Annotated in this window: 27 protein-coding genes and 1 pseudogene; 16 read left to right on the top strand and 12 right to left on the bottom strand. The window is 62.2% G+C overall.

Going from position 1 to position 26,679, the window contains the following annotated elements; translation table 11 throughout:
* Positions 1–147 precede the first annotated feature (147 nt).
* Positions 148–924 carry a hypothetical protein gene (locus tag M3G19_RS06670; RefSeq protein WP_210573701.1) on the top strand — a complete coding sequence of 259 codons (777 nt, stop codon included), beginning with the start codon at positions 148–150 and terminating at the stop codon, positions 922–924.
* A 242-nt stretch (positions 925–1,166) separates the two neighbouring features.
* Here the strand turns inward: M3G19_RS06670 and M3G19_RS06665 are convergent, their stop codons facing one another.
* Positions 1,167–1,880: an ABC transporter ATP-binding protein gene (locus tag M3G19_RS06665; protein WP_259901773.1), complete on the bottom strand. Its 714-nt coding sequence runs from the start codon at positions 1,878–1,880 to the stop codon at positions 1,167–1,169.
* Complete coding sequence (locus M3G19_RS06660) at positions 1,881–2,870, bottom strand: FtsX-like permease family protein (RefSeq protein ID WP_259901771.1); 990 nt, start codon at positions 2,868–2,870, stop codon at positions 1,881–1,883.
* Positions 2,871–2,968: 98 nt separating this feature from the next.
* Between M3G19_RS06660 and M3G19_RS06655 the strand changes: the two genes are divergently transcribed.
* The 3 genes from M3G19_RS06655 to M3G19_RS06645 are packed head-to-tail and all read left to right on the top strand — an operon-like array spanning position 2,969 to position 6,348.
* Positions 2,969–4,123, top strand: a complete 1,155-nt coding sequence (locus M3G19_RS06655; protein WP_259901770.1) for a sensor histidine kinase — start codon at positions 2,969–2,971, stop codon at positions 4,121–4,123.
* Positions 4,123–4,731, top strand: coding sequence for a response regulator transcription factor (locus M3G19_RS06650; RefSeq protein ID WP_210573697.1), 609 nt, complete (start codon positions 4,123–4,125; stop codon positions 4,729–4,731). Before M3G19_RS06655 ends, M3G19_RS06650 begins: the two co-directional genes overlap by 1 nt.
* A gap of 30 nt (positions 4,732–4,761) precedes the next feature.
* Positions 4,762–6,348 carry a bifunctional ADP-dependent NAD(P)H-hydrate dehydratase/NAD(P)H-hydrate epimerase gene (locus M3G19_RS06645; RefSeq protein ID WP_259901768.1) on the top strand — a complete coding sequence of 529 codons (1,587 nt, stop codon included), beginning with the start codon at positions 4,762–4,764 and terminating at the stop codon, positions 6,346–6,348.
* Here the strand turns inward: M3G19_RS06645 and M3G19_RS06640 are convergent.
* Positions 6,314–7,048, bottom strand: coding sequence for a TIGR02206 family membrane protein (locus M3G19_RS06640; protein ID WP_259901766.1), 735 nt, complete (start codon positions 7,046–7,048; stop codon positions 6,314–6,316). The genes M3G19_RS06645 and M3G19_RS06640 overlap by 35 nt on opposite strands.
* Positions 7,049–7,180: 132 nt before the next feature.
* Between M3G19_RS06640 and M3G19_RS06635 the strand changes: the two genes are divergently transcribed.
* The 3 genes from M3G19_RS06635 (at position 7,181) to M3G19_RS06625 (ending at position 10,297) form a co-directional block, all read left to right on the top strand.
* Positions 7,181–8,311: an MFS transporter gene (locus M3G19_RS06635; protein ID WP_259901851.1), complete on the top strand. Its 1,131-nt coding sequence runs from the start codon at positions 7,181–7,183 to the stop codon at positions 8,309–8,311.
* Positions 8,312–8,330: 19 nt separating this feature from the next.
* A complete protein-coding gene (locus tag M3G19_RS06630; protein ID WP_259901765.1) occupies positions 8,331–8,930 on the top strand; it encodes a hypothetical protein in 600 nt (199 codons plus the stop codon).
* A gap of 62 nt (positions 8,931–8,992) precedes the next feature.
* Positions 8,993–10,297, top strand: a complete 1,305-nt coding sequence (locus tag M3G19_RS06625) for a plasmid pRiA4b ORF-3 family protein (RefSeq protein ID WP_259901762.1) — start codon at positions 8,993–8,995, stop codon at positions 10,295–10,297.
* On the opposite strand, the gene M3G19_RS06620 is transcribed toward M3G19_RS06625, so the two are convergent.
* From M3G19_RS06620 to M3G19_RS06580, 9 genes and pseudogenes are all read right to left on the bottom strand, one after another.
* Positions 10,294–10,623 carry a DUF202 domain-containing protein gene (locus M3G19_RS06620; RefSeq protein ID WP_259901761.1) on the bottom strand — a complete coding sequence of 110 codons (330 nt, stop codon included), beginning with the start codon at positions 10,621–10,623 and terminating at the stop codon, positions 10,294–10,296. The genes M3G19_RS06625 and M3G19_RS06620 overlap by 4 nt on opposite strands.
* 28 nt (positions 10,624–10,651) lie before the next feature.
* On the bottom strand, positions 10,652–11,014 hold the full coding sequence (locus M3G19_RS06615; RefSeq protein WP_259901759.1) for a YidH family protein: 363 nt from the start codon (positions 11,012–11,014) through the stop codon (positions 10,652–10,654).
* 21 nt (positions 11,015–11,035) lie between these two features.
* On the bottom strand, positions 11,036–11,569 hold the full coding sequence (locus M3G19_RS06610) for a VanZ family protein (RefSeq protein WP_259901756.1): 534 nt from the start codon (positions 11,567–11,569) through the stop codon (positions 11,036–11,038).
* 3 nt (positions 11,570–11,572) lie between these two features.
* On the bottom strand, positions 11,573–14,431 hold the full coding sequence (leuS, locus tag M3G19_RS06605; RefSeq protein ID WP_259901749.1) for a leucine--tRNA ligase: 2,859 nt from the start codon (positions 14,429–14,431) through the stop codon (positions 11,573–11,575).
* A gap of 140 nt (positions 14,432–14,571) precedes the next feature.
* Positions 14,572–15,099, bottom strand: coding sequence for a flavodoxin domain-containing protein (locus M3G19_RS06600; protein ID WP_259901738.1), 528 nt, complete (start codon positions 15,097–15,099; stop codon positions 14,572–14,574).
* A gap of 31 nt (positions 15,100–15,130) precedes the next feature.
* Entirely contained in the window at positions 15,131–15,277 is a 147-nt protein-coding gene (locus M3G19_RS06595; protein ID WP_259901859.1) for a hypothetical protein, read from the bottom strand.
* A gap of 136 nt (positions 15,278–15,413) precedes the next feature.
* Positions 15,414–15,662 (bottom strand): annotated as a pseudogene (locus tag M3G19_RS06590) (flavodoxin domain-containing protein); the annotation flags it as partial.
* Positions 15,663–15,682: 20 nt separating this feature from the next.
* Complete coding sequence (locus M3G19_RS06585; RefSeq protein ID WP_259901737.1) at positions 15,683–17,128, bottom strand: DUF5129 domain-containing protein; 1,446 nt, start codon at positions 17,126–17,128, stop codon at positions 15,683–15,685.
* A 109-nt stretch (positions 17,129–17,237) separates the two neighbouring features.
* On the bottom strand, positions 17,238–18,464 hold the full coding sequence (locus M3G19_RS06580) for a dicarboxylate/amino acid:cation symporter (protein WP_259901735.1): 1,227 nt from the start codon (positions 18,462–18,464) through the stop codon (positions 17,238–17,240).
* A gap of 183 nt (positions 18,465–18,647) precedes the next feature.
* Here M3G19_RS06580 and M3G19_RS06575 point away from each other — a divergent pair, with 183 nt between their 5' ends.
* Genes M3G19_RS06575 through M3G19_RS06535 form a run of 9 tightly spaced genes read left to right on the top strand, consistent with a single transcriptional unit; the run spans position 18,648 to position 26,676 of the window.
* The gene (locus tag M3G19_RS06575; RefSeq protein WP_259901734.1) at positions 18,648–19,079 is read left to right on the top strand and encodes an SdpI family protein; all 432 of its coding nucleotides are present in this window, start codon (positions 18,648–18,650) and stop codon (positions 19,077–19,079) included.
* 27 nt (positions 19,080–19,106) lie between these two features.
* Positions 19,107–20,648 carry an anthranilate synthase component 1 gene (locus M3G19_RS06570; RefSeq protein ID WP_259901733.1) on the top strand — a complete coding sequence of 514 codons (1,542 nt, stop codon included), beginning with the start codon at positions 19,107–19,109 and terminating at the stop codon, positions 20,646–20,648.
* Complete coding sequence (locus M3G19_RS06565; RefSeq protein ID WP_259901732.1) at positions 20,645–21,301, top strand: glutamine amidotransferase-related protein; 657 nt, start codon at positions 20,645–20,647, stop codon at positions 21,299–21,301. Before M3G19_RS06570 ends, M3G19_RS06565 begins: the two co-directional genes overlap by 4 nt.
* Positions 21,294–22,322 (top strand): anthranilate phosphoribosyltransferase, encoded by a 1,029-nt coding sequence (gene trpD, locus M3G19_RS06560; RefSeq protein WP_259901726.1) that lies wholly within the window; start codon positions 21,294–21,296, stop codon positions 22,320–22,322. The genes M3G19_RS06565 and trpD overlap by 8 nt, the downstream gene beginning before the upstream one ends.
* Positions 22,315–23,784 (top strand): bifunctional indole-3-glycerol-phosphate synthase TrpC/phosphoribosylanthranilate isomerase TrpF, encoded by a 1,470-nt coding sequence (gene trpCF / locus M3G19_RS06555; protein ID WP_259901725.1) that lies wholly within the window; start codon positions 22,315–22,317, stop codon positions 23,782–23,784. Before trpD ends, trpCF begins: the two co-directional genes overlap by 8 nt.
* 40 nt (positions 23,785–23,824) lie before the next feature.
* Positions 23,825–25,081, top strand: coding sequence for a tryptophan synthase subunit beta (trpB, locus tag M3G19_RS06550; RefSeq protein ID WP_259901718.1), 1,257 nt, complete (start codon positions 23,825–23,827; stop codon positions 25,079–25,081).
* A complete protein-coding gene (trpA, locus tag M3G19_RS06545) occupies positions 25,081–25,923 on the top strand; it encodes a tryptophan synthase subunit alpha (RefSeq protein ID WP_259901717.1) in 843 nt (280 codons plus the stop codon). The genes trpB and trpA overlap by 1 nt, the downstream gene beginning before the upstream one ends.
* Positions 25,920–26,303, top strand: a complete 384-nt coding sequence (locus tag M3G19_RS06540) for a Rieske (2Fe-2S) protein (protein ID WP_259901711.1) — start codon at positions 25,920–25,922, stop codon at positions 26,301–26,303. The genes trpA and M3G19_RS06540 overlap by 4 nt, the downstream gene beginning before the upstream one ends.
* A gap of 31 nt (positions 26,304–26,334) precedes the next feature.
* Positions 26,335–26,676 carry a hypothetical protein gene (locus tag M3G19_RS06535; protein WP_259901709.1) on the top strand — a complete coding sequence of 114 codons (342 nt, stop codon included), beginning with the start codon at positions 26,335–26,337 and terminating at the stop codon, positions 26,674–26,676.
* Positions 26,677–26,679: the final 3 nt, after the last annotated feature.

Raw genomic sequence — 26,679 nt, 5'->3', positions numbered from 1 at the left:
CTGCGCCATAAATTAGCTATTGAGCTGCGTCACCACAGGTGATAGCGTAAACGATGTGAGTGTCACGGTCAGATTTGACGACGAAGTCGTACGCGGCAGCCCGCAAACTTGCGGCTGAACGCGACATCAGTGTGGGCACTGCCATCAATGGACGTCAACGAGGATCCGCGCGCCAATGACGCCGTGTTTGCTGAACTGTGGCGTGAAGCGTTGCCAGCAGAGGCGAGCTCCGCGCGATGTGTCTTGTCGCTCTGCAACTCGGTCGTCTGGAGCCGTCAATGGTGGACAGACGCGGACGGCACCGAACATCAGGAGCGTGTGAAGCCCGCGCTTCGGAGCGCTGCGAGCAAGGCTCGGTGGCGTGAATCGGGGCCCGGCAAGGGGGCGTGGATTCTGTTGCAGGGTGAGTTTGACGGCCACAGCATGACCTTTACACGCGAGCATTCGACGCGTGCGTACTGGGGCGATCATCCCGGAGCGCCGTTCGAGCCGCCGGCGTCGGCTGCAGATATCCGGCCGAGCGACGACACGTGGCGCGATGAAATGAAGGGCGGATGGTATCCGCGAGACGAGCAGCACTGGCCTGACTGGCTGCCGCGTGAGAGTTCGACGGTGCATCCGAAGCTCAACACCGAGGCGCCATTGACGGGGCGACTTGCTGAACTCGCGAAGTCCGAGCCGTGGTCAGCCTGGATTCCCGAACTCGATCGTCGGTTGGCTGAGTGGGTGGAGCGTCGTCCCGAGGTCGTCAAGGAACTCGTCGAGGACGGGCCGGACGGCCACGCCCGCCAAGCAATTCTTGAGAACATTCCGATCGAGTTTGCCGAGTGGGCGCAGCCTGACGGAAACGACGCACTCGCTCAAGAAGCCGATGGCGTCCTCAATGAACTCATCGATGTTCGTCTCAGCGGGGTGACGCTCTAGTCCCGCTCCGTCGTGGGGAGTTCTCCCCAATGACAGCGCGGGCGGGCGCCCCTACGGTTATTGCGGAAGAAGGGACTCCGCATGGCCTCGCTCGAGCTGGCCTGAAACAGCCCCCAAAGCGTGACGAATTTGTGCAGGTCACCTACCCAATGGGAATGAAAGTGGACTGCACAAACATCGGCGAAGTCCTTGACATCCTGGACCGCGAGGAAAACGCACAGTGATCGTCGACGCGAATCCGCCTAGCCCTCGGTGACGTGACCGTCGGTGACTTCGATGACGCGGTCGCCTTGCTCGATCAGCTCGGTCTCGTGGGTGACGATGAGGCAGGCCGGGCCAAGTTCCTCGGTGACGTTGCGCAGCAGCGTGATGATCTCCTGGGAACGGTTGGTGTCCAGGGCGGCGGTGGGCTCGTCGGCAAGCAGGAGGCTCGGCTCGCCCATCAGAGCGCGGGCAATGCCGACGCGCTGACGCTGGCCGCCGGAAAGCTGCTGCATGCGGCGGTCGCCCAAGCCCTCGAGTCCGACGAGTGCGAGTAGGTCGTCCGCATGGGACTTCTTGGCACGCAGTGCCTTGCCGCGCACGCCGCGGATGTGCTCAGTGACCAGCAGCTGGTCGCGCACGGTCAGCGAGGCGATGAGGTTCGGCTGCTGGAAGACCATGCCGATGTGGTTGAGGCGGATCTCGTCGCTGATCGGCTGACCAGCGACCGTGACGGTGCCGGAGTCTGGGGTGAGCAGGCCGGCGGCCGCGGACAGCAGGGTGGACTTGCCGGAGCCGGATTGGCCGACGACGAAGGTGACGGTGCACGGGTCAGCCTGCAGAGTGGCGTTATCCAGTGCGGTGATGCGGCCGTCGCCGTCCGGGAAGGTGACGGTGACATCTTCCATCGACAGTGCCGGAGCTGCGCCGGTGGTGGACTGGGTCGAGCGACGAATGGCAGTTGCGGTAGTCATTTAAGCTGCACCTCCAAGTGCAAGTTGCGGGTCAACGCGGGAGATCGAACGGGTGGCCAGTGCTGCGCCGCCCATGCCGAGAATCCAGATGGCCAGTGCCGGAAGGATCACGCTGGCGGGGCTTAAGACGAACGGTGCGACCTGGGAAGCCAGCAGGCCCAAGCCGGCAGCAGCGGCGGTGCCGATCAGGGCACCGAGCGCGAGAATGAGCGCGGCCTGACCGATGCTGTCCTTGAGCAGGTAGCCGTTGGATGCGCCGATGGCCTTGAGAATGGACAGGTCACGGGTGCGCTGCGCGGTCCACACACTCAAGAAGGCGACGGTGACCAGCGCGGAGATGAGGTAGAGGAAGCCCTGGATCATCTTCAGGGAGCCCTGCTCAGAGGAGTAGGCGGGAAGAGCCTGGAAGGAGTCCTTCAGGGAGACGGAGCCCTCCGGTGCGGTGTCTTCGTTATCGGAAAGCTCGACCGTGCCCACTGCCTCGGTGTGCATGGCGGCCTGCCAGGTCTCGGTCGGAACCCACAGGACAGAGGAGTGGGCGAAGTACAGATCTTCGGCCTGCTCGCTCACCGTGACGGGGGTGCCGCCGACAGTGATGGACTCGCCGTCGAAAAGCTCGAGCCCCTCGGACGCGATCGCGTGATCCTCCAAGACCTGGCCGCCGGGCAGCTCGGTGCCGGACGGCAGACCCAGGATGGCGACGGATTCCTCCGAGCCGTCGTCGCGGGACATCAACGTCTGGCCGGTGCCCAGCGGGGTGGTCCCCTCATCGGCTTTCGCGATGCGGGAGGTGGTGTAGGACTGGTTGTCGGCGTCGTCGAACGTCACGGCGGCGGGGTCGAGGGCCTCGAGAGCAGAAGTGTTCTGCTTGCCCAGGCCGGCGGTGAGGCCGGTGAGCATGACCACGAGGAACGTCACAAGAGCGACCACGCCGGCGATCAGACCGAAGCGCCCTTTGGCATTCAGCAAATCTCTCAGTGCAACAAACATGACTCAATTCTGACGTCTGTGCAGGTCATCCCACATCGGGTGAGCGGGTGATTTAGCAGTCAACCGATCGGTTGATTCGCGATATACGGTGAGTAACTGTGAAGACCACCAACAATGTCCTCGCTTTCCTCCGCGTGAGCCTGCACGTGCTCGTCGCGGTGCTGCTCGTCGTGGGCCTTATCGGCGTTCGGCACTCGCGGGTCCCGGGGCTGACCATCTGCCTGGTGGCGCTCTTTTCGGCGCTGTATCTGGCGGGAACGGTCATGCACCACCGCGGACGCGACATCCGGCCAGGTAGTGGCGCCGCATGGCTGGCTGCCGTCGCCGCGTTGTGGGTGGCGTTGGTGTGGGCCTCTCCGGACTTCGCGTGGCTGGAATTCCCGCTGGTCATGCTCGCCTGCTACCTCTTGCCCGCACCGGTCGGAATCGCCGCGTCGCTCGCAGCGGGGGCGTTCACTGTCGCGGTCATGGCGCCGGAGACGGGCATCGGGGGCATCATCGGCCCGACGATCGGCACGCTCGTCGCCGTGGTGGCCAGCTTCGCGTACCAGGCGCTGCGTGCGGAGGCGGAGCACTACAAGCTCACTGCCGCGCGGCTCGAGGCCACGCAAATGGAGCTCGCCGAAAGCCAGTACCAAGCTGGCGCGCTCCAGGAGCGCACGCGCCTAGCCCGCGAGGTCCACGACACGATGGCGCAGGGCTTGAGCAGCATTGTTCTTTTCGGCCGGGTCGCCACCGGCCACCTCGAGTCCGGCGACCCGGCGCGCAAAGACAAGGCGCAGGAGATCCTCGGCACGATCGTGGAGACCGCCAGCGAGAATTTGTCGGAGGCCCGGCGTTTCGTCGCCGCGAACTCACCTGAAGCGGCCCCGCTGAGCGAGCGACTGGAGGCGGTCGCGGCGTCGGCACGCAATCGGCAAAAGGCGATCGAGTCCCCGCTTGACCTCACCCTCGTCGCGCCCGGCGCGGACCAGATCACGGGCGAGGCCGCGGATGTCGTGGAACGCATCGTGCGCGAAGGCGTGAGCAATATCGTCCGCCATTCGCATGCCGGCAAGGCGGTGGTCACTGTGGAGAAACTCGGTAATGTCGCCACCGTGGATGTGTTCGACGACGGTGAGGGGGTCAAGCGCCCCGAAGGTCACGGCCTGACCGGCCTGCGAGCCCGCGTCGCCGAGGTCGGGGGCACGCTCGAATTGGAAAGCTCGCCGCGCGGCACCGTGCTCGCGGCACGAATCCCACTGGAGGGCTAATGGTCCGCATCATGCTTATCGACGACCACCCCGTCGTCCGCGCCGGCCTTACCGCCGTGCTGGAGAGCGACGGTCAGATCGAGGTCGTCGCCCAGGGCTCCGACGGCACCGCCATTGACGATCTTCCCGCTGACGTCGATGTGGTCGTCACCGATATCCAAATGCCGACCATGACCGGCATCGAAGTGGCTCAAAAACTCAGGGCCGCCGGCGGCCCGCCCGTATTAATCCTGACCACCTACGACACCCAGGCCGATGTCGTCGGTGCAATGGAGGCCGGAGCGCTCGGCTACGTGCTCAAAGACGCACCGGAAGAGGACCTGCGCGCCGCGGTGCTCGCCGCCGCAAAGGGGGAGCGCACCTTGTCCCCGCAGGTGGCGAATGTGCTGGCCGAACGCCTCACCCGCCCCGATGTGGCGTTGAGCGCCCGCGAGATTGAGATCCTCGAAGCCCTGGCCACCGGAGCGTCCAACCGGGACATCGCCACGCAGCTGTTCATCTCCGCTGCGACGGTGAAGACTCACCTGGTGCACATCTACAGCAAGCTCGGCGTAGATAACCGCACTGCCGCCATCGCCGCGGCACGTCAGAAGCGCATCATCCAGTAGCTCACAGCTTGTCCCGCTACCGTGGGCAGCATGGTTTACGCGTACACAGCCGAACAGATCCGCGCAGCCGAAAAACCTCTGCTGGATGCGCAGGTCAGCACCGATGAGCTAATGAAATCCGCAGCTCACGCCGTTTTCGAAGCCGCCGAGGCGATGCTCGCCTGGCCCGACCCCTTGGCGGACCTCCGCCAAAATCGGAAGACACTCCTGCTGGTCGGCAAAGGTGGAAACGGCGGCGATGCGCTCTACGCCGGTGCGGAGCTCGCCCTGGCCGGCCACACCGTCGACGCGTGGCTGGCGTGGGGAAGCGCCCACGAACCGGCACTGGAAGCCTTCCGCAACGCCGGCGGCACGGTGCTCACAGAATTGCCCGACGGCGTGCGCGAATACCGCTTCGCTATTGACGGTCTCACCGGTCTCGGCGGCGCCGGCGGCCTCGACGAACAGACCGGCCAGGTCATCCAGGGACTCGCTGACTGGTACGCACACGTGCTCGCCGTCGACGTGCCTTCCGGCATCGACGCAGACACGGGCGAAACAGGCGACATCCACGTCACCGCCGACACCACCGTCACTTTTGGGGGCTGGCGGATCGCCCACGGCCTAGCCCCCGAATGCGGCATCCAGCTGCTCGCTGACCCGCACCTCGCCGACGGCCAGTCCATCAGCGATAACCTCTCGCCCTTCGACGCAGCCGCAATGCTCCACCGCGCAGTTCCGGGCGACCACCAGTGGCCGGACAGCCTCACACCGCTGACCGCGACCAATGTGCCCAGCATGGAGCCGCGCTTCCACGACGACAAATACAGCGGTGGTGTCGTGGGCATCCGCGCAGGCAGCGACACATATCCTGGCGCGGCAATCCTCACCGCCGCCGGCGCCGTTCATGCCTCCCCGTCAATGGTCCGCTACGCCGGGCCCCAGGCGGATGAGGTGGTTCGGGCGCTACCGGAGGTCGTCGTCACGCGAAAGCTCGAAGATGTCGACCGCGTCCAAGCGTGGGTCTTCGGCCCTGGCACGGGCACCGACAGCACGGCACGCAGCGAACTCGCGTACTTGCTCGGCTGCGAGGAGCCATTGCTTATCGACGCCGACGGCCTCACCCTGATCTCCCTCGACCCCGAATTGCGCGAGCTCCTCCGCGGCCGCGCCGCCCAGACCGTGCTGACCCCTCACGACGGCGAATTCGTCCGGCTGCGCAACGCGGAAGGAATCTCTCCCGCAGACCGCTTGGCCGAGACCCGCGCCCTGGCCGAATCCCTGAACTGCATCGTGCTGCGCAAGGGGCGCTCCACGATCATCTCCAACCCCCGCCACGAATCCACGGACTCCGTCATCGACGCCGGAACCTCGTGGGCGGCGACTCCCGGCTCCGGCGACGTGCTCTCTGGAATCACCGGCGCACACCTTGCTGGCGCTGCTGCACGCTGGGGAAACGATGCCTTCCTGTTGGATACTCAGCCCGTTGTCATTCACGCTGTAGCCAGCGCTCTTGCCGCGCAGACCGAATTCGGTATGGCACCGGCACGCGCCTTAGCCATCGCGCAAGCCGTGCCTGCCGCGACGGCGAAGCTGCACCAGTTCAGCGGTCTGCCGGCAGCTTCCACACAGCGGTAAGCAGTGCGAAGACCCCGATCACGCCCGGTCCCACGATGGCCAGGTACCACGGCCACCGCCCGAAAAGCTGCAGCGGAGACCAGCCGCGCGGGTGGTCGGCGACAAACATGTAGTTGCCGCCGGTGAACTTATTCATCGTCGCCGCAAACGCACCCCAGGCGAGCGTCACGCCCGTGATCATGCGCCAGTCCTTCCAGCTCGGGCGGTAGCCCAGCCCGAAGGTCAGCACGACCGGCACGACGCTGGCCGCCATGTGGAAATACCAGTACGCGACCTCCTGCAGCACTTTATTGTCCTGCACGTATGCCATGTCCGGGAAGAACAGCGCCATCGGGTTGAGGAAAAGGCCCCAGTAGTAGCTGATCGCCGTCGCCGTCGGATTGCCCGTTCCGAGCGCGAGCGGGGTGATCAGACGCAGTGCATCAGTGACGTGGAACGGTGCCGTCTCATCCCACACCAGACGCTTCGGATTGAGCACCCACAGGAAATATGCCACCGAGATGACCCCCATGATCGCGCCCGCCACCTTGCGCGACGCTTTGATCACTGAGCCCGGCAGCTCCTTGACCGCCACGACAAGGATGCCGCACAGCATGATGAAAAAGACCATGAGAACGAGGTGTTTCTGGTCGTACTGCGTGATCGTCGGGTAAGTCTGGCCCGTGTGCTTCGACGTCCATGGGGCGGGTTGGTAGGGCATCGTCTCTCCGTATTTCTGCTAATCCTTAAATGTTTTACCACCCAAGTGGGACATTTGAATAGAAAACGTTTAGCGTGACACGGTGTGACTACCACCCCGAAAGCAGCATTCCCGTACCTGCCGCTGTCCGCAATGGGCTTTGCGGCGTTCGTGTACGTGACATTTGAAATGTTCGCCGTCGGTTTGATCACCCCGATGGCTCGAGACCTCGGTGTGAGTGAAGGCCAGGTGGGCTTGCTCATGACGGTGTACGCCTCCATCGTCGCGGTGGTCACGATCCCCCTGATGGAGGTCACCCGGCGGTTGGACCGCAAGCCGGTGTTCATGGCCACGCTGATTTTTCTGCTCGGCGGCATCGTGTTGCAGGCGACCGCTTCAACTTATTGGGTGCTGGTGATCGGCCGTGTCTGTGCCGCGTTGACCCACGGTCTGTTCTGGTCCTTGGTCAACCCAATGGCTGCACGGCTCGCTCCCGCGGGCATGACCGGCAAGGGCGTCGCCGTCGTCTCGTTGGGCTCGACGATGGCGCTCGTGGTTGGCTCGCCCCTGACGACGATGCTCGGCGGCGTTTTCGGCTGGCGCATCGCCACATGGATTCTCGGGGCCTTTGTCGTGCTCGCATTCACGCTGTTGTTCTTCTACCTGCCTTCGATGCCCGCGATTCCGCCCGCCGGTAAGCCAGCAGGGGAGCAGAAGCGCTCAGCCCTACCGGCGCTGGTGGTCTATTTGGCGCTAGTCATTACGGCGCTTTTCTGCACCTACACCTATCTGGGCCTGTTTTTACAGCACACCGCTGGTATGCAATTCGTCGCTGTCGGTTTGGCCGCCTACGGCCTGTTCGGCATCGGCGGTGTGATCTCCGCAGGCCGTCGCGCGGACCGGCGCATGATCCGCATGAATTTCGTCGGCACTGGCTTGATTGTTCTTGCTGGCCTGATTGGCGCGCTCGCTCTGGCAGTCAGCAGCGGCTCCTATGTTGCTGGCTTCATTCTCGCTATTCTCGTCGTCGCTTCCCTCGGCCTTGCCGGTGGCGGTCTTCCCACCGTGGCTACGACCGTCTTCCTCTTCGCAGGCAATGCGAACCAGAACCGCGCATCGTCGATCTATGTGGTGACATTCCAGGTCGGCATTGCCAGTGGCTCCGCCCTCGGCTCGCTGCCTGTGGATGCCGGTTTCCTTCCGGGCACCCTCCTCGTCACCGCCGTGCTGGGTGCGCTCGCTTCCGCTGAGCTGAGCCTGCGCGCCCGCCCGCTGCTGCGCTAGCTCATGTAGCCTTTGGCTCATGACCACCCCGCAGGAACGTCGCCCCGGCGCGGCCGACGTTGATGTCCGCCCGCTCCCCATCGAACCGCACACCGGCCCGGGTGCGTGGCATTCCATCGGCACTCTTCCCGCTGACGGTGCCACCGCCATCACATGGGAGTTCTCCGATAGCGAGAATGCGGCAGTGCTCTATCACGGGGCAGAGAACACCGAGCGCCGCAGCGTTTTGTTAAGCCTTGACTCTGACAATAATGGTGAGGCTCCAGCTTCTAAGCAGGAGATTCCTGACTCGTTCACCCTCACCGGCTTCAACACTTCCGACGCCGGTGAGGCGCGCGTCTTCGCCGGAACCATCTTCGGGCAAACGGGCCCGGTGGATCTCGGCGCTGATGTCATCGCCGCTGAATTGCGCATCCTCCCCCACGAAGAATTCGTCTTCGTCGTCGATCAGGACTACGCGCACGCGGTCCTGAACATCACCGGGGACGTGTATCTCGAAGATGTTTCCTTGGCGCCTGAGACTGTTGGTTTCACCCAGAAAGGCGTGAAGACCCTCCACATTATCAACGCTGGAGATGAACCAGCCCTGGCGGTGCTCCTCGGCGGCATTGTCGACTGAAGTGGACATCGTCCACTGTTTTCACCCCACAATCGGTTTCATGGGGCCGTAAGCTGACAACCATGATCCTCACGCTGCTCATGTCTCTCGAAGGATCACGCCCGGAAATATCGCGGCTGATCAATGTCGAAGACGACGTCCATCTCGGGGAATTCGCCCCCGTCATCGACGCCGCCTTCGGCTTTTCCGGCATGGCTACGCACCTCTATATGGGCACTAGCGATGGGGAACCGGTTCTGTATTCACCGAATCCGAGCGACGGCGAGCTCGATGAAGCCGATGTCACGCTCGGCGACATGGACTCAGTCACGTACGTCTACGACACATCCGCCAACTGGAATATCAAGCTCGAGATCCTCGGCATCACGGACGTTGACACTCCGTCGCCCATGCTTATCGACGTCCAGGGGCCCGATGTCATCGAGCCGTGCGGCGGCCCAGAACTCATGACGGCCTTTCACACCGAAGCCCGCCGTCTGTCCGCTGGTCTGAGCCCCGACATCAAGGTCTCTCCGCTGCTGTTGAGCTTCATGCCGGTAATGAGCCCCGAGCGCCTCGTCCAGCGCCTTTCCCAAGCAGACCACACGACTGTTGCGGAACGCATCGCTTTCACCGCGGAGAACCTCTTTCTCGATGCCACGGATGATTTCTCTGACTCTCCTAGTGCACCGGAGATGTCGAACGAATTTGATTCCTTCATGGATGAGCGCCCTGACCTGCAGCAGATCCTGTCGCTCGACCCGAATCCCGAGCGCAATCCGACACTGATCGCTGCACTTTCGGAATTCTTCTCCGACCGCACCCCGGAAATATTGGAAGACACTCTCTACCCGTTCACCCGCATCGTCGCGAATATCCGGACGTTCATCTACCACTGCGAAGAACCCGTGCGCCTCACGGCCCGAGGCAAGTTGCGCTCACCAGACGTGCGCTCGCTTTCCGACGCCTTGAGCCTCAATGTCGCTCCCGGCAACCACCGCGAAGAAGCCGTTCCCGCCCTCGGTGCCCTGCGAACATTCCTGCAGTTCGCCGAGCTGCTCGACACCAATGACGGCATGCTCGAGGCCAATGAAGATGCTCTTGACTTAGCCACAAGCCCTGAAGCGGTGCTTTACATGTTCGAGGAAGAGTTCTACCGCTTCTGCGCCATAAAGCACGATGACGACGGCGAACAGGTCCTCACGTGGGCTGCGAATAAGGCCGGCTTGGGCATCCCGCCTGTCTTTCTCACCCCACCGAAAGATCCGTCTTTCACGGTGAATTTGCTCATTGCACTCGGAATTTACGAGCCCGCCTCCACAGCCAATGACCCAGTGCTCACCGAGCCCGGCAGGGGAGTGCTCTCCATCCTTTTGGACTTGGACTAGCCCGCCACCACGAGGTACATGCCCAGCCCGCCGAGCACTGTCATTCCTAAAGTAATCCCGAACACGCCGAATACGTTCGCGTCGACCTGTTCGTCGTTGATCCCTTGAGCTTCCGCTCTGTACTCTGCGCGATTGCGCCCGATGATCAGTAGAGAGAGCACCGCCAGCAATCCGATCGCACCGAACACCAAAGCGGAATAATTATCCGACCACCGCAGCAGCGTCAGCGAGCACACCATCATCGCTAGCGCCGTGCGCGTCCAAGCGAGTGCCGTCCTTTCCGGCTGCAGTCCGGCGTCCGATACGGGAATATTGGTAGTCCCCATATCTTATGTCACCCCCGCCCTTTAGCGTCTAGAAGAATGCGATCAGGACAATGACGCTAGCCAATCCAATGCCCAACCCCAGCACCGGGACGATTGCCGGGGCCGGTAACGGGCGCTCATGACGTAACGAGCGTTCAATACGAATCCACCGAACTGCCGCACCGAGCGCAATGGCCATGCCCACGAGAATCAGAGTGATGGCCGCGACTCCACGCCATGCTTCATCGAAATCGGGAAAAGCGAAAGCCTCGAGCGCGATTCCACCCGCGAGAAAAGCGAGGGCCGTGCGTGTCCACGCGAGAAATGTTCGCTCATTGGCGAGCGTGAAACGTGGGTCAGGCTCGGTACCTGTAGGAAACACGGTGCGGGTGAACCAGCCTCGATCGCTCATAAGGCACAGTCTAGATCCGCTCTACAGTGGCTTCACTTTGCTCGGATCTCCGAGGCTCTCACCAGCGAGAACAAGCCCAATGAACACCGCCACTGCCAGGAATGTGAGACCGATCCACACACGATGGAATTTCGGCCCGAACCACCGCGCAATTGTCGCACCGAGAAATGCTCCGAGCGTGTTCATCATGAAGTCGTCGATATCCGTGTAACCCAATTGAGCGAAAAATTGGGTTGCTTCAATAGCCAGACTGAAGCCGCCACCAATGATCGTCGCCCACTTCACCCGACCGAAGATGACGTAGAGCAGCATGCCGATCGGAATGAAGAACGCCAGGTTTCCTCCATAGCCGAAAAGCGGCTCAAACCACGACGAGGCGGTGAAGACCTCGTAAAAAGGGATGAAACAGTGCCCGACAAAGGGTTGTTTAGACGGGTCCCACAAGTAGCCGATGCTGAAGTACTGCTTCAGCATCGTCAATGAGACGACGACGCCCGAATACGCGAGCAGCGCGCCGACTGCCGCTCCACGAGTAGCGCGCTGTTCCGGCCGCATCTGCTATTTCACCACCAGGTTGACCATGCGTCCCGGCACCACGATTGTCTTGACCACGTTCTTGCCTTCGATCAGGCCGGCCACGCGGTCGTCGGCAAGCGCGATGCTCTCGATCTCGTCCTTGGAGGCCTCCGTCGGGACGTCGACACGTGCGCGCACTTTGCCGTTGATCTGGACGGGGACTTCCACGGTGTCGTCGACAAGCAAGCCTTCGTCGAAGGTCGGGAACGGCTCGAACGTGATCGTGCCCTCGTGACCGAGTCGCGCCCACAGCTCTTCCGCAATGTGCGGGGCGACGGGGGAGACCATCTGCACGAGCGGTTCGACTGTTTCACGTGAAACATCGCCGCCGTCTTTCTGCTCACGAGCCTTTGTCAGATAGTTGACGTACTCAATGAGTTTGGCGACCACCGTGTTATCGCGGAGGTGCTCGTAATCGTCGCGCACGCCCGCGATCGTCCGGTGGAGCTGCTTCGCATCCTCGTCACTCATCGGCTCATCGCTGACGGTGACCTCGCCGGTCTCCTCGTTGACGATCAGGCGCCACAAGCGCTGCAGGAAGCGGTGCGCACCCACGACATCCTTCGTGGCCCACGGACGCGAGGTATCCAACGGACCCATGGACATCTCGTACACGCGCAGCGTATCGGCGCCGAATTCCTGCGCGATGTCATCCGGAGCTACGGCATTCTTCAGGGACTTGCCCATCTTGCCGTACTCCTGCTTGACCTCTTCTCCGTTGTGGAAGAACTTCCCGTCCTTCTCTTCGACCTCGGCGGCCGGGACGTACACACCGCGGGAGTCCGTGTAGGCATAAGCCTGGATATACCCCTGGTTGTAGAGGCGTCGGTACGGCTCTTTTGAGCTCACAAAGCCCAGGTCGAAGAGCACCTTGTGCCAGAAGCGCGCGTACAGCAGGTGCAGCACAGCGTGCTCGACACCACCGACATAAAGGTCGACACCGCCCGGGTCATTCGCACCGTGCTTCTCCGGCTGTGGGCCGGTCCAGTACCGCTCATTTTCGATATCGCAGAATTTCTCCGCATTCGTCGGGTCGATGTAGCGCAGCTGGTACCAGGACGAACCTGCCCACTGCGGCATCACGTTCGTGTCGCGGGTGTACTGCTTCTCGCCGTCGCCGAGGTCCAGCGTGACATTCACCCAATCCGTGGCCTTCGCCAGCGGGGGAGAGGGCTCCGAATCCGCGTCATCCGGATCGAAGGAGACCGGGTTGTAGTCCTCCACATCGGGCAGCTCGACCGGCAACATCGACTCCGGCAGCGCGTGGGCAACGCCGTTTTCGTCGTAGACGATCGGGAACGGCTCGCCCCAATAACGCTGACGCGCGAACAGCCAATCGCGGAGCTTGTACTGAATCCGCTCCTCACCAGCACCTTCGGCAACCAGCCACGCAATGGCTTTCTCAATCGACTCGTCTTTGCCCAGTCCGTTCAGGTCCAGACCGCGGTCATTCGCGGAGGTGATGTGCGGTCCGTCCTCCGTGAACGCCGCCTCATCGATATTGCCGCCATCAAGCACCGGCACGATCGGCAGCCCGAAAACGGTCGCGAATTCATAATCGCGCTCGTCGTGCGCCGGCACCGCCATGATCGCGCCAGTGCCGTAACCAGTCAAAACATAATCCGCAATGAAAACGGGCACCTGCTTGCCGTTCACCGGATTCGTGGCATACGCACCCAAGAAAACACCGGTCTTCTCCTTGTTCTCCTGACGCTCAACATCAGATTTCGCCGCGATCGCGCGCTTGTACGCGTCCACAGCATCCTGCGGCGTCGCTTCGCCATAGGTCCATCGCTTATCGACGTCCGCCTGGTAGGCATCCGCCACCAGCTTCTCCACCAGCTCGTGCTCCGGAGCGAGCACCATGTATGTGGCGCCGAACAGGGTGTCCGGGCGCGTGGTGAACACGTCGATCGGACCGGCATCGGACTGGAAGGACACCTCCGCACCGCGGGACCGGCCGATCCAGTTGCGCTGCATAGCCTTGACCTTGTCGGGCCAATCCAGCACCTCGAGGTCATCCAACAAGCGGTCTGAGTACGCGGTGATGCGCATCATCCACTGGCGCAGACGCTTACGGAACACGGGGTAGTTGCCGCGCTCAGAACGGCCCTCAGCGGTGACCTCCTCGTTGGCCAGCACCGTGCCCAGACCCGGGCACCAGTTGACCATGGAGTCGGAGAGATAGACGAGGCGGAACTCGTCGATAGCTTTTTGCTGCTCCGCCGGATCGAGCTCGGCATACACACGTCCGTCCTTGGTGGTGCGCTTTCCGGCCTCGAGCTCGTCGATAAGCTCCGCAATCGGACGTGCCTTCTGCTGCTCCTCATCGAACCAGGAATTGAAGATCTGCAGGAAGATCCACTGAGTCCAGCGGTAGAACTCCGGGTCGGTCGTCGCGACCGAGCGACGGCGGTCGTGCCCAAGCCCCAGTGCGTCGAGTTGGCGAGTCATATTCTCGATATTCGCCATCGTTGTCGTCCGGGGGTGCGTGCCCGTCTGGATGGCGTACTGCTCAGCCGGCAGACCGAAAGCGTCATAGCCGAGCGTGTGCAGAACATTCTTGCCCAGCATTCGGTTGTAGCGCGCGAAGACATCCGTGGCGATGTAGCCCAGCGGGTGCCCCACGTGCAGGCCCGCCCCGGAGGGGTAGGGGAACATGTCCTGGACGTTGAGCTTGTCCGCCGGCAGCTCCTTCACACCTGAGTCAGACGCTAGAGGGCCAACGGGGTTCGGGGCGTTGAACGTCCCGTTATCGATCCAGTACTTCTGCCATTTCTGTTCAATCTCGTTGGCAATGCCCGCCGAGTAGCGGAACGCCGGTCCAGTAGGGCTAGTCATGGTTAAACAGTGTAGTAGTTGGCCTCGCGGTCTTCTGCAGGACCAGTTTCAAAGCCAGCGAGCCAAACGTGGGGCCCACCAAACTTTCGGTGGGCCGCGGTTGTTTCACGTGAAACACGTGATGGGGGAGGAGGCGAGGTTTAGCCCTCGAGCCACTCCACGATCTCGTCGAGCCGGTTCAGATCAACTCGGTCGATTCCTTCGCCGAAGGTGTCGATCAGCATTTGCTCATTCGCCGACGGCTCATCCTTCTCCCTGAACTTGTCGATGCGGGACTCGAGGATGGCGTAGTGCTCAGGCTCGAGTTCGGAGTAATTGATACGACCGGGAAGGTACACGCGCTTCACCTGGTCGGCCAGGTCGCCAAGGATATTGCCCGCCTGGTCGAGTTCCGCATTGACGCCATCGAGTGCCATGCCGACTGCCGCGAGGCACACTTTGCGGTTCTCGACGACCTCCGCGCCCAGCTCATTCAAGAATTTCGCGCCGCGGATGAAAGAGCCGTGGACGGGGGAGAAGACGACGATGGGGTCGTTGGAGGAGGCGTCGATAAGCTCTGCACTCTGCTCGTCGATTTCGTGGGCCTCGACTCCAAGCCGCTGCGCGAGTGCGTCGGCGTACTGCTTGTTGGATCCGTAGAGGGTGGCATAGAAAATGTTGGTGCTCATGCCTCTACGCTACCCCGATCCCCGCCGGAGACTATGTGTTGTTGCCCACCCACTCCGCAATAGGAGCCAGTTTGTTGAAGTCGACTCGGTCCACGTCCTGGCCGAACGTGTCGACCATCATTTTCTCGTTCTCGCCCTTCGCGCCCGTTATTTTGAGTCCCCACACGAGACTCTTCATGATCCTCCGGTGTTTTCTGCTCAGCTCGGAATAGTTCAGCCGTCCGGGCAAGTAGAACCGGTGGATGTAGCTTGCGCGATCGCCCAGGGAGCTTGCCGACTGGATCCTGGTCGTATGCGACGTGCTCGAGGGTCATGCCGACGGTGGCGAGAGCAATGGGGCGGCTTTTCACCACGGCATCGGGAAGCTGCTTGATGAGCTTCACTCCCGGGTGGATCGGCCCGTGAATGGGGGAAAGGATGACAACGGGGTCGGCACTAGAGCCGTCGATAAGCGATGCACTGTTGTCGCCGATCTCTTGCGCGCTCACGCCGAAGCGTGCAGCGAGCGCGTCAGCGTACTGCTTCGTCGAGCCGTAGTAGCTGGCATAAAGTACCGAGACCATGACTCAATTCTAGTCCGAAACTAGAACGACGAGGAGCTTCCCGCAGCGGAGAAGCCGGAGGAGGCAACGCCGGCGGATGTTCCGCCGCTCGAGGTCTGCGATTGGTGGGTCTCCACATTGCTCGTGTGCCAGTCGTTCATGACCACGAACGGGACGTAGCCGTAGTAGTTGTATCCGCTGTCGTAAATAGCGGGCTTGCGCAGTGGCTCGTATTCCTTGACGTCGGAGAACTCGCGCTTCTTCACTTGATCCAGAAGCAGGCGGTAGTCACCGAGGATGCGCACGAAGTCGTCGACGAACGTGGGGGATCCCGGATTGTGGTCGAGCTGGTCGATACGGTGGCCGAGCTGCTCGAGGTCGCGCTTCAGCTGTCCATCTTTGACCTTCTGCCTCGCGATGATGACGTCCTCGCGGAGATCGGTGAGCGCTGTGCGGCGAGACGCGGCATCGCCCTGCTCGATGTCGAAGAGGCGGTTGATATTGTCCTCGGCATTGGAGACGTGCTCGACAGACTCGGCTGCCTTGCGGAGTTTCTTGTGGTTGCGCAGTGCCTCCTTGTCGTCGTCGATCTTGATATCGCCAATGCCGCCGGCACCGCTGACGGCCTCGTGGTAACCGAAGAAGGTGTCGCGCACCTCGCCCCACTGCTTGCGCAGCTCCGCATCGGCGAATGCCGAGGAGACGGAATTGGCGCGAATATCGATCTCGTTGAGACGGCCGGCAAGCGACGCGTACTCCGTCGTCACCGCGTTGTAATCCTTGCGCGCCTGGGCGATCTTCTTGCGGCGGCTGTTCGAGATACCGAACCCGGTCACTGCACCAGCGGTGCCCAGGCCCAAGCCGCCGAACCCGAGACCGAACATCGCGTCACCGCGGGAGCTTTTGGCATCCTCCACCGAATAGTTGGCAGCGGCTTCGGTGTCCAGTGCGGTTTTCGCAGCCGCAAAGAGGCCATCAGGAATATTGTTGTCGCTGACGCCTGGTTTCATGGCGTCGAGTACCAGGTAGTCACGCTGACCGTGGTCGATCTTCAGCTGCGCGGCCACATCATCGCCGTAATATCCGAAAGCTTGACGCGGGTCGAGTCCCACACCGATGATCATGGTGCCGTCGGCAAAACGGGCGTCCTCGTTTTCCGCGTTGCCGATCATCTCTGGGTACGTATCGCGGACGTACTCCTCGACGGTGTCGAGAACATTCTCGTGGTTGCTGGCGAAGACCATGTAGTGGAGATCTTTGACCACGGCTGGGGTGTCGAGGCGCTCGGCATCCTTGATCATGCGCTCCTCATCCTCTTCAGAGAGCACATCGTCCGGATCGTCAATCGTCACCTGCGGGGCGACACCCTGCTCGACGGCGACCTCGTCCGCCTCAGGGATGTCATTGGTGGCGTACCCCGCAGCTGCTCCACCGGCTGCCAATGCAGCCGCAATGCCGATAGTTGCCATGATCTGCTTGCCGTTCATGGCCACATGATAGCGCCGCCATGGAAGCACGGGGGGCAAGGGAAAGAGCATAAAGAACAGCCCATGTTTCACGTGAAACATGGGCTCGCGGGGGAGAGGGGGAAGAAGACTAGGCCACGGTGGCGTCGTCAAGCTCCTTGCTCTCGCCCCCGTTATAACCTTCGATCTTGCCGGACGCGAAGCGGTTGAGCACCAGCGCGATGGCGCCATCGCCCGTGACGTTAGCTGCGGTACCGAAGGAGTCGACGACGATGTAAGCGGCGATCATGAGCGCGACCATCTCGTCGTTGAAGCCGAGCATGGATGCGAGCAGGCCGGTCGCGGCCATGATGGCGCCGCCAGGGACACCGGGCGCGGCGATCATCATGATGCCCAGCAGCAGAATGAAGCCGAGGTAGAGACCCCACGGGACATCGAGGCCGCCCATGTAAATGACCGCAAAGGCGTACAGGCCGATCTTCATCATGGAGCCGGACAGGTGGATCGTCGCGCAGAGCGGAACCACGAAGCCAGCGACATTCTCATCGACCTTATTGTTCAGCGTGGAACGCAGCGTGACCGGAATGGACGCGGCGGACGAGGACGTGCCCAGAGCGGTGAAGTAGGCCGGGAGCATGTTGCGCAGGGCTGTGAACGGATTCACGCCCGCGATCAAACCGGCGATGAGGTACTGCACGATGAGCAGCACGACGGTCATGATGACGGAGAGTGCGAGCACCTTGCCGAATGCGGCCATCGTGGAGCCCATATTCTCGTTCATGCCGAGGTTCAGGAAAATGCCGAAGATGAACAGCGGCAGCAGCGGAATCACGAACGAGGTGACCACCTTCATGATGACGCCCTCGAGCTCCGTGGCCACTTTGTACATGGTGTCAGATTTGACCGCCGTCATCGCCAAGCCGATGCAGAACGCGAGTATCAGTGCAGTCATCACTTCGAATGGAGGCGGAATCTCCACCTCGAAGAAGGGGGAGAGCCCGCCGGCGTCGACATCATCGACATCGGTGACAAGCGACTGGTCGCCGAGCAACCACGGGTACAGAAACGCGGACAGAGCCCAAGCGATCAGACCGGAGATCACGGTCGAGCTGTAGGCGATACCGGCGGTGATTCCCAGCCACTTTCCCGCACCGCGACCGAGACCCGCAATCGCGGGAGTGATCAGCGCGAAAATGAGGACCGGGACGAAGAAGCCCAAGAAATTGGCGAAGAGCCCGTTGAATGTGATGAAGATGCGGGCGAGCCACTCTGGAAAGAAGAAGCTGCAGCTGATGCCGAGCGCGATGGCCACGACGATCCAGAACAACAGCGACCTCGTGATCGACTTGGTGTTCATGTTTTACCCTTTGCTCGGAGAGCCTGGCCCTGTCGACCAGACGTAGGTACGGGAAATGAATAAGGCAGCACTGCACCTTATTAATTACTATTCTTCACGACACCTTCTCCCAGAGGAAATCCGCTGTTTCCCCTGAACCCCTGTTGTCTGCCTGGGAGCATGCGGAAAGTAGAATTGAGAATTATGACTGGCGTGGTTATCGGTGTTGTTTTCATTGTCTTTGCGCTCGCACTCCTCATCCCGGGTCTGCTTGCTGCGCTGGGGCGTTTGCCCGGCAATAACGTGATCGGACTCCACGTGCCGGAGGTGCGCAAGGATGAGGAGATCTGGGTCCAGGCGCACAAGGTCGTTGGCCCGTATTTGATTCTCGGCGGACTGGCCCTCGCATTCGGCGCCGCATTTGCATTCATCGCCGAGGGATGGCTGTGGGCAGGTCCGATCGTTCTCGCGATCATTGCCGTCGCCGCAATCGCCGCAGCTGGCAACCAGGGGGCACGTGCGGCGCGAGTCTTCAGCCAGGCCAAGGAAGACGAAGCGGAGGCCGATTCCGAACCGGCACCGCAAGTCGATCTCGGAGCTCTCCGAAACGCCGCCCGGCGGGCGGACGACAGGTAGTCTCTCATTTCAGAAAGGAGGCCAGCCGTGAGCGAGTTCCGCGCGCAGGTCACGCACCGCGAGGTGCGCTACCACGCCGATGCGTCGAGCCTGTTCGCCAGCATCGGCGGAACGGATATGACGGATGTGGTGCTGCTGGAAAGCGCCGACATCACCACGAAATCCGGCCTGCAGTCAGTCGCGGTTCTCGGTGCCTCGCTGCGTGTCACGTGCAACGGCCCCTCTGTCACGGTCGACGTGCTCAGCCCCGACGGGGAAGCCATCGCCGACCGCCTCCACGACCAGCTCGCCGACTACGCGACGGGAGAGCGCACGTTCAGCTTCCCACGACCGGACGCAGCCGACGAACGCGATCGACTCACCGCCCCGAGCTCAGCGGACGTTCTGCGCGCGCTCACCTTCGACGCCGGCTACACCGACACCGAGCACGCGACGTTGCCCATGCTCGTGGGCGGTTTCGCATTCGACTACCTCGCCACATTCGAGGAGCTCCCGGAGGTCGGGGACAGCACGAATACCTACCCCGACTACCAGTTCATTCTCGCGGATATCGTGCTCACGATCGACCACCGCGAGAGCACTGCACGGCTGACAGGAGTGGACGGGGGCAGGGGAGACGTCGATAAGCGAATGCGCACTTTCGCCGCGCTTATCGACGACGCCGAGCACCCCGCGCCCCGCCCTTCCCCCGCGCAAGGACCTTTGCGCGTTAAGGCGAGCATGGACGATGCCGAGTTCCGCCGCGACGTGGACAAGCTGAAAGACAATATCTATAACGGCGATATCTACCAGGTGGTTCCTGCGCGCGCGTTCACTGCGGATTGTCCCGATGCTTTCGCCGCGTACCAGTGTTTGCGCGAGACGAACCCGTCACCGTACATGTTCTACGTGCGTGGCCTCGACCGCAACGGGGAGCCGTACCAACTGTTCGGCGCATCGCCCGAGTCGAATCTGAAATTCGATGCCGCGTCCCGCGAGGTTCAGCTGTACCCGATTGCCGGAACCCGCCCGCGTGGCGAGACCCATGAACTGGATACCCGTATGGAACTCGAGCTGCGCACCGACGCGAAAGAGATCGCGGAACACACCATGCTCGTCGATCTCGCCCGCAATGACCTCGCCCGGGTCGCCGTGCCCGGGACCCGGAAAGTCCGCGATCTACTGCAAGTCGACCGTTATTCGCGCGTCATGCACCTCGTCTCCCGCGTGACCGCGACACTCGCCGACGATCTCGATGCCCTCGATGCGTACCGCGCCTCGATGAATATGGGCACGCTGACCGGCGCACCGAAGCTACGCGCAACGGAATTGCTCCGCGAGCTTGAGGGTGTCCGTCGCGGTTCCTACGGCGGCGCGGTCGGGTATCTGCGCGGCGACGGCGAATTCGACACTTGCATCGTGATCCGTTCCGCCTACGTACACGGCGGGGTGGCCACCGTTCAAGCCGGTGCCGGAGTTGTGCGCGATTCCGTCCCCCAATCCGAGGCCGACGAGACGCTCCACAAGGCCTACGCAGTACTCAACGCCATTGCGATGGCATCCGGCCAAGACGTGGAGGTGAACCGATGACCGCGCGCATCGTCCTACTGGATAACCGTGATTCCTTCGTCTACAACCTCGTCGACGCGCTGTCGACGCTGCCCGACGTCGAATTCACCGTCTTCCGCAACACCGTCACCGCAGACCACGTCCTCGCCACGGAACCCGACCTAGTCATCCTCTCACCCGGCCCCGGCTACCCCGCCGACGCGGGCTGCATGATGGAACTCATCGAGCGCATTCACGGCGAGATCCCGATCCTCGGCATTTGCCTCGGCTACCAGGCCCTCATCGAGCAGTTCGGCGGCCGCGTTTCACCGTGCGGACCAGTCCACGGAGTTAGCGAAGCCATGCACCTTACGGAAGAGGGCATTGGGCATCCGCTTTTCGACGGCCTCACCACCGACTCCGGCCCCCAATACCGCGACACTCCCGGGCGCCTCGTCCCGGTGGCTCGTTACCACTCCCTCGGAACTGTTGATGTGCCCCAGGGACTCGTCGCTCTCGCACGTGTGCCCGCCAAGATCGGCGACGTGGTCATGGCTGCAGAAAGCACCGACGGAATGTCGATCGGCCTTCAATTCCATCCCGAATCGATTCTCACGCCTCAGGGACCTGTCATTTTGCAACGGTGCGTGGACCAACTATTGGCCCACTCCAAGAAAGGTGATTTCAATGGCTAGCAGTTCTTCGCTGGATACGCTCCGAGCATTCCTCGACAACAAGACACCGACTCTCGAGGAAGCGACCGAAGCATTCGTTCCGCTAACCGTGGGCGATTACGACGATGTCCACATCGCCGCGCTACTCGCCACAGTGCGCACCCGCGGCGAGACATTCGCGGATATTGCAGGCGCCGCGAAGGCTTTCCTGGCTGCTGGCCGACCTTTCCCCATCACCGGCGAGGGACTCATGGATACCGCCGGAACGGGCGGCGACGGCAAGAACACCATCAACATCACCACCGCCGCCTCCCTCGTCGCTGCCGCTGGGGGAGTGAAGATGATCAAGTGCGGAAACCGCTCCGTATCCTCCAAGTCTGGGTCTGCCGACGTGCTCGAGGCACTGAATATCCCGCTCGACTTGGATCCTGAACGCGCCGTCCGCCAATTCGAAGCATCCAATTTCACGTTCCTCTTCGCCCCCGCGTACAACCCGGCCATCGCTCATGTGCAGCCCGTGCGCAAATCCTTGGGTGTCCCTACTTTGTTCAACACCCTCGGTCCGCTGCTCTCGCCCGGTCGTCCGGAGTACCAAATCATGGGTATCGCCAACCCCGCACTCGGACAGACCATCGCTGAGACCATGCGCGAACTCGGACGCGGCCGCGCCATGATCGTCCACGGCGCCGGAACCGACGAGCTCGCCGTCCACGGCGATACCCTCGTGTGGGAGCTCGACCGTGAGGGAAGTATCGAGCACTACACCATCACTCCCGAAGACATGGGTCTTCCCACCTATTCGCTTGAAGAGCTCGAGGGCGGCGACGGCAAGGAGAATGCCGCGGCCATCCGCGCCATTTTCGACAACACCGCCCCCGATGCGCACCGCGATGCAGTTGCCGCGACTGCCGGCGCCATTTTCTACCTCTACGGCACCGACCCCACGATTGCCGACGGCGTCGCACGCGCCCAAAAATTGCTTGTCGACGGCTCCGTCGCCCAGTGGCTCTCCACCCACGAAGGAGCTGATTACAGTGGCTGATAAACAAGCCTCTGACCAGCGCTTATCCGATACAGCTCCGTCTGCCGGGTTACCGACAGTCCTTGAGGACATAGTCACCGCACGAAAACGTCATATTGACGAAATTAAGGCTCGCATCTCCCATGTGAACCCGGCAAGCCTGCCGCGCTCCGAGCGCTCCCTCTACGATTCGCTGGCACGGCCCGGAACTCGCTTCATCATGGAATGCAAGTCGTCATCGCCGTCGCTCGGCATGATTCGCGAGCACTACGAACCGGGGGAGATCGCTTCCATCTACTCCCGCTATGCCGCCGGCATTTCCGTTCTGTGCGAACCGGAGCGATTCGGGGGAGACTACGACCACCTAGCCACCGTCGCCGCGACAACCCATCTTCCCGTTCTGTGCAAGGACTTCATTGTTGACCCGGTCCAGATTCACGCCGCCCGCTATTTCGGCGCCGACGCGATCCTCCTCATGCTCAGCGTCCTCGATGACGATGAGTATGCTTCCCTTTCTGCCGAAGCTGACCGACTCGGCCTCGACGTTCTCACTGAGGTGATCGACGAAGATGAGGCAGCCCGCGCGACCAAGCTCGGCGCAAAGATCTTCGGAATCAATCACCGAAACCTGCACGACCTGACCATCGACCTTGAACGCTCTGCTCGGCTCGCGCCGCTCGCTCCCGAAGGTGCACTGATTGTTTCCGAATCGGGCATTCGGGATGTCGAAACCGTCCGGCGACTCGGCGGTCACTCCGATGGCTTCCTCGTTGGGTCCCACCTCACAGGCACGCCAGATATCGACTGGGCAGCGCGAATGCTGGTCTACGGCCCGAATAAGGTCTGCGGCCTGACGTCTCACACCGCCGCACAGACTGCCCGTGCCGCCGGCGCAGTGTATGGCGGGCTCATCTTCGAGGAAAACAGTCCGCGCAATGTTTCACGTGAAACAGCGAAAAACATCATTGCTCACGAGCCCGGGCTCCACTACGTCTCCGTCAGCCGTCGCACCGACGGCTGGGACGAGCTGGTATTTCCAGGGATTCGCGCCGTGCAAATCCACTCGCCGTTCCAAGGCTCTCTCGACGCCGAGCATGACCTGATCGCGAAGATCCGCGACAGCGTCCGTGCCCTCGACCCGGATATTGAGATCTGGCGCGCAGTATCAATGTCAGATCCCGATGGGCCAGCGGTGGCAAAGGGGCTGGCAGCGGACGTCGATAAGCTCGTTCTCGATGCGAAGGACGGCGGATCCGGGACTGGATTCGATTGGTCCACGATTCCCGATGACGTGAGGGGCCACTCCCTCCTCGCCGGGGGATTGGGGCCAAAGAATGTCGACGAGGCCCTTAACGTCGGATGCCTCGGCCTCGACCTCAACTCGGGCGTCGAGTATCCCGCCGGCGCAGGCATATGGGCTGGCGCGAAAGACGCCGGCGCACTGCGCGTGACCTTCGACCGGATCCGCAATTTTCATTACTGATTAACGCTCAATAAAGACTTCCAACTACCAAGGACTCTTCATGACTGACTCCACAGACACACGCAACGGGGGACGCACGATTCTGCCGGCGTATTTCGGTGAATTCGGCGGACAGTTCGTCGCTGAATCGCTGCTCCCGGCGCTCGACCAACTTGAAAAAGCATTCGTCGATGCCTGGAATGACGAGCAGTTCATGGACGAGTACCGCGTTTTGCTCCGCGACTATCTCGGCCGCCCGACTCCGCTCACCGAAGCGAAGAACCTGACCAAGGGTAACGATTTCGCGCGTATCTTCCTCAAGCGCGAGGACCTCGTTCACGGCGGTGCCCACAAAACCAACCAGGTCATCGGGCAAGCGTTGCTGGCGAAGAAGATGGGGAAGAAGCGCATCATTGCCGAGACCGGTGCCGGCCAGCATGGCACCGCGACCGCTCTCGCGTGTGCGTTGATGGACCTTGATTGCGTGATCTACATGGGCGCAAAGGACATGGAACGCCAGGCACCGAATGTCTACCGCATGCGCCTAATGGGCGCGGAGGTGATCGGTGTCGATTCTGGCTCCGGCACCCTCAAGGATGCGGTCAACGAAGCCCTGCGCGATTGGACCGCTACCTTCCACGAATCGCACTACCTGCTCGGCACCGCCGCGGGCCCGCACCCGTTCCCGACTATCGTTCGCGAATTCCACAAGGTCATTTCCGAAGAGGCTAAAGCACAGCTCGCCGAGCGCACGGGAGCGCTTCCCGACGTGGTTGTCGCCTGCGTCGGCGGCGGATCCAACGCCATCGGCATGTTCGCTGACTTCATCGACGACGAGTCAGTGGAGCTCGTCGGCGCCGAGCCTGGAGGCGAGGGCATGGAATCCGGCAAGCACGGTGCCGCCATCGCCGCAGGTACAGTGGGTATTCTGCACGGGACGAAGTCCTACCTCATGCGGGATGCCGACGGCCAGATCGAGGAATCCTATTCGATTTCGGCGGGGCTCGACTACCCGGCCGTCGGTCCGCAGCACGCACACCTGGCCAAGTCCGGCCGCGCGACGTATGTCCCCGTCACCGACGGCGAGGCACTCCGCGCGTTCCAGCAGCTCTCCCGTCACGAGGGCATCATTCCCGCCCTCGAGTCCTCCCACGCGCTCGCGTACGCATTGCGCCGCGCCGAGGAAGCCCGCGACACCAGCACGCCGACGACCATCCTCGTCTCCCTGTCCGGCCGCGGCGACAAGGACATCGCCCACGTCCAGCAGACACTCGAGGAGCACCCGGAGTACGTCCTGAACAATTCGGAGGAGAAATAATGTCCCGCTTTGCCACCCTTTTCGCGGACCTCGACGCCAAAAACGAAGGCGCATTCGTCCCCTTCGTCATGCTCGGAGACCCCTCTGCCGAAGATGCCGTAGACATCATCAGCACGCTTATCGACGCCGGCGCCGACGCCCTCGAGCTCGGCATTCCCTTCTCCGACCCCGCAGCCGACGGCCCGACCATCCAGAAATCGCACTTGCGGGCGTTGGACGGCGGCGCCACCGTCGATAAGTGCTTGGACCAGATCCGTGAGATCCGCCGCCTCTACCCAGATGTCCCGATCGGCAAGCTCGTCTACGCGAATGTTCCCTACGTTCGCGGACTCGAGAAATTCTACTCTGACCTGCACGAAGCCGGCGCCGATGCCGTGTTGATTCCTGATGTTCCAGTCCGCGAGGGCGCTCCCTTCATCGAGGCCGCGACCGCAGCCGGTATCGACCCGGTCTTCATCGCCCCCGCCCAGGCCCGCCCCGAGGTACTCGAGGGTGTTGCCGCGAACTCCCGCGGATACATCTACGCCGTCTCCCGCGACGGCGTCACCGGTGCCGAGCGCGAATCCCAGACGCAAGGGCTTGCCGACGTCGTCTCCAACATCGCCTCCTACAACGGCGCCCCCGTCCTCCTCGGATTCGGTATTTCTACCCCGCAGCACGTGGCCGACGCCGTTGCCGCTGGCGCTGCCGGCGCGATCACCGGCTCTGCTATCGCGAAGATCATCGATGCCCACGTCGACTACGCGCACCCGAATCCCGGCACCATCCGCGATATCGATGCCCTGAAAGCCGAGCTACGCGAGTACGTCAGCACCATGAAGCAAGCTACGATCAAGGCATGACTGAGTTCTCCTGTTCCCGCCGCACATTCTTGCTCGGCACCGCGACCACCTTCGCCGGCGCATTCCTCGCCGCTTGCGGTAAAGCCCCGTCCGCGGAGGTCGCCGCCACGGAGGTTCCTGTCGGTAGCGCGGTGATCGTGGACAACCTCATCATCGCCCAACCCACCGAGGGCGAGTTCGTCGCCTACTCCGCCAAATGCCCGCACCAGGGCAGCCCGATCACGCAGGTCGACGGAGATACAGTGCGGTGCCCGTCCCACGGCTCGGTGTTCAATATCGCGACCGGCGATCCCGTCTCCGGACCGGCTGCAACAGGCATGACCACCGTCCCCGTCCGCGAGGAAGGCCACACTGTCGTCGCTGGCGGCAGCAACGAGTAGCAATAGGAGCAAGAAAATCAGCGAAAATCCCATGCGCCTCTTCGTGAAGACAATTTTCACCGCCCCAGACGGGTCTGGGCTGGTGAATGTCGCCGAGCTAGCAGAACTCGACGACACCCGCACTCACTGCCGCATGGTCAGGATGATCGAATTAACCCCTGACAATTCCATCGTCGGCACATACACTGAGGGCACGGTCTACGGCAGTGCTAACAAACCCCTCGATGTCGTGCCACACCCAGACCAGCTCGACCAATTCGAGGACATCGAGCACCACATGCTCGAGAAAAGCGCTTTCGATGGACTGTGGGCAGAAGCCCAAGCCATTTTCCCGGACATTCCCGATCGCCCAACATCCCCCGACCCGAACTAAGAC

It is taken from the genome of Corynebacterium sp. p3-SID1194 (assembly GCF_025144155.1).
Taxonomy (GTDB): Bacteria; Actinomycetota; Actinomycetes; order Mycobacteriales; family Mycobacteriaceae; genus Corynebacterium.
The sequence above is the reverse complement of the archived record's forward strand: the minus strand, read 5'-3'. Positions and strand labels throughout refer to the sequence as shown.

What these genes read in the sequence shown, in the direction of transcription:
- M3G19_RS06670 (WP_210573701.1), top strand. Translation starts at nt 148, where the DNA reads ATGGACGTCAACGAGGATCCGCGCGCCAATGACGCCGTGTTTGCTGAA.
- M3G19_RS06665 (WP_259901773.1), bottom strand. Translation starts at nt 1,880, where the DNA reads ATGACTACCGCAACTGCCATTCGTCGCTCGACCCAGTCCACCACCGGC.
- M3G19_RS06660 (WP_259901771.1), bottom strand. Translation starts at nt 2,870, where the DNA reads ATGTTTGTTGCACTGAGAGATTTGCTGAATGCCAAAGGGCGCTTCGGT.
- M3G19_RS06650 (WP_210573697.1), top strand. Translation starts at nt 4,123, where the DNA reads ATGGTCCGCATCATGCTTATCGACGACCACCCCGTCGTCCGCGCCGGC.
- M3G19_RS06645 (WP_259901768.1), top strand. Translation starts at nt 4,762, where the DNA reads ATGGTTTACGCGTACACAGCCGAACAGATCCGCGCAGCCGAAAAACCT.
- M3G19_RS06640 (WP_259901766.1), bottom strand. Translation starts at nt 7,048, where the DNA reads ATGCCCTACCAACCCGCCCCATGGACGTCGAAGCACACGGGCCAGACT.
- M3G19_RS06635 (WP_259901851.1), top strand. Translation starts at nt 7,181, where the DNA reads ATGGGCTTTGCGGCGTTCGTGTACGTGACATTTGAAATGTTCGCCGTC.
- M3G19_RS06630 (WP_259901765.1), top strand. Translation starts at nt 8,331, where the DNA reads ATGACCACCCCGCAGGAACGTCGCCCCGGCGCGGCCGACGTTGATGTC.
- M3G19_RS06625 (WP_259901762.1), top strand. Translation starts at nt 8,993, where the DNA reads ATGATCCTCACGCTGCTCATGTCTCTCGAAGGATCACGCCCGGAAATA.
- M3G19_RS06620 (WP_259901761.1), bottom strand. Translation starts at nt 10,623, where the DNA reads ATGGGGACTACCAATATTCCCGTATCGGACGCCGGACTGCAGCCGGAA.
- M3G19_RS06615 (WP_259901759.1), bottom strand. Translation starts at nt 11,014, where the DNA reads ATGAGCGATCGAGGCTGGTTCACCCGCACCGTGTTTCCTACAGGTACC.
- M3G19_RS06610 (WP_259901756.1), bottom strand. Translation starts at nt 11,569, where the DNA reads ATGCGGCCGGAACAGCGCGCTACTCGTGGAGCGGCAGTCGGCGCGCTG.
- leuS (WP_259901749.1), bottom strand. Translation starts at nt 14,431, where the DNA reads ATGACTAGCCCTACTGGACCGGCGTTCCGCTACTCGGCGGGCATTGCC.
- M3G19_RS06600 (WP_259901738.1), bottom strand. Translation starts at nt 15,099, where the DNA reads ATGAGCACCAACATTTTCTATGCCACCCTCTACGGATCCAACAAGCAG.
- M3G19_RS06595 (WP_259901859.1), bottom strand. Translation starts at nt 15,277, where the DNA reads ATGAAGAGTCTCGTGTGGGGACTCAAAATAACGGGCGCGAAGGGCGAG.
- M3G19_RS06585 (WP_259901737.1), bottom strand. Translation starts at nt 17,128, where the DNA reads ATGAACGGCAAGCAGATCATGGCAACTATCGGCATTGCGGCTGCATTG.
- M3G19_RS06580 (WP_259901735.1), bottom strand. Translation starts at nt 18,464, where the DNA reads ATGAACACCAAGTCGATCACGAGGTCGCTGTTGTTCTGGATCGTCGTG.
- M3G19_RS06575 (WP_259901734.1), top strand. Translation starts at nt 18,648, where the DNA reads ATGACTGGCGTGGTTATCGGTGTTGTTTTCATTGTCTTTGCGCTCGCA.
- M3G19_RS06565 (WP_259901732.1), top strand. Translation starts at nt 20,645, where the DNA reads ATGACCGCGCGCATCGTCCTACTGGATAACCGTGATTCCTTCGTCTAC.
- trpD (WP_259901726.1), top strand. Translation starts at nt 21,294, where the DNA reads ATGGCTAGCAGTTCTTCGCTGGATACGCTCCGAGCATTCCTCGACAAC.
- trpB (WP_259901718.1), top strand. Translation starts at nt 23,825, where the DNA reads ATGACTGACTCCACAGACACACGCAACGGGGGACGCACGATTCTGCCG.
- trpA (WP_259901717.1), top strand. Translation starts at nt 25,081, where the DNA reads ATGTCCCGCTTTGCCACCCTTTTCGCGGACCTCGACGCCAAAAACGAA.
- M3G19_RS06540 (WP_259901711.1), top strand. Translation starts at nt 25,920, where the DNA reads ATGACTGAGTTCTCCTGTTCCCGCCGCACATTCTTGCTCGGCACCGCG.
- M3G19_RS06535 (WP_259901709.1), top strand. Translation starts at nt 26,335, where the DNA reads ATGCGCCTCTTCGTGAAGACAATTTTCACCGCCCCAGACGGGTCTGGG.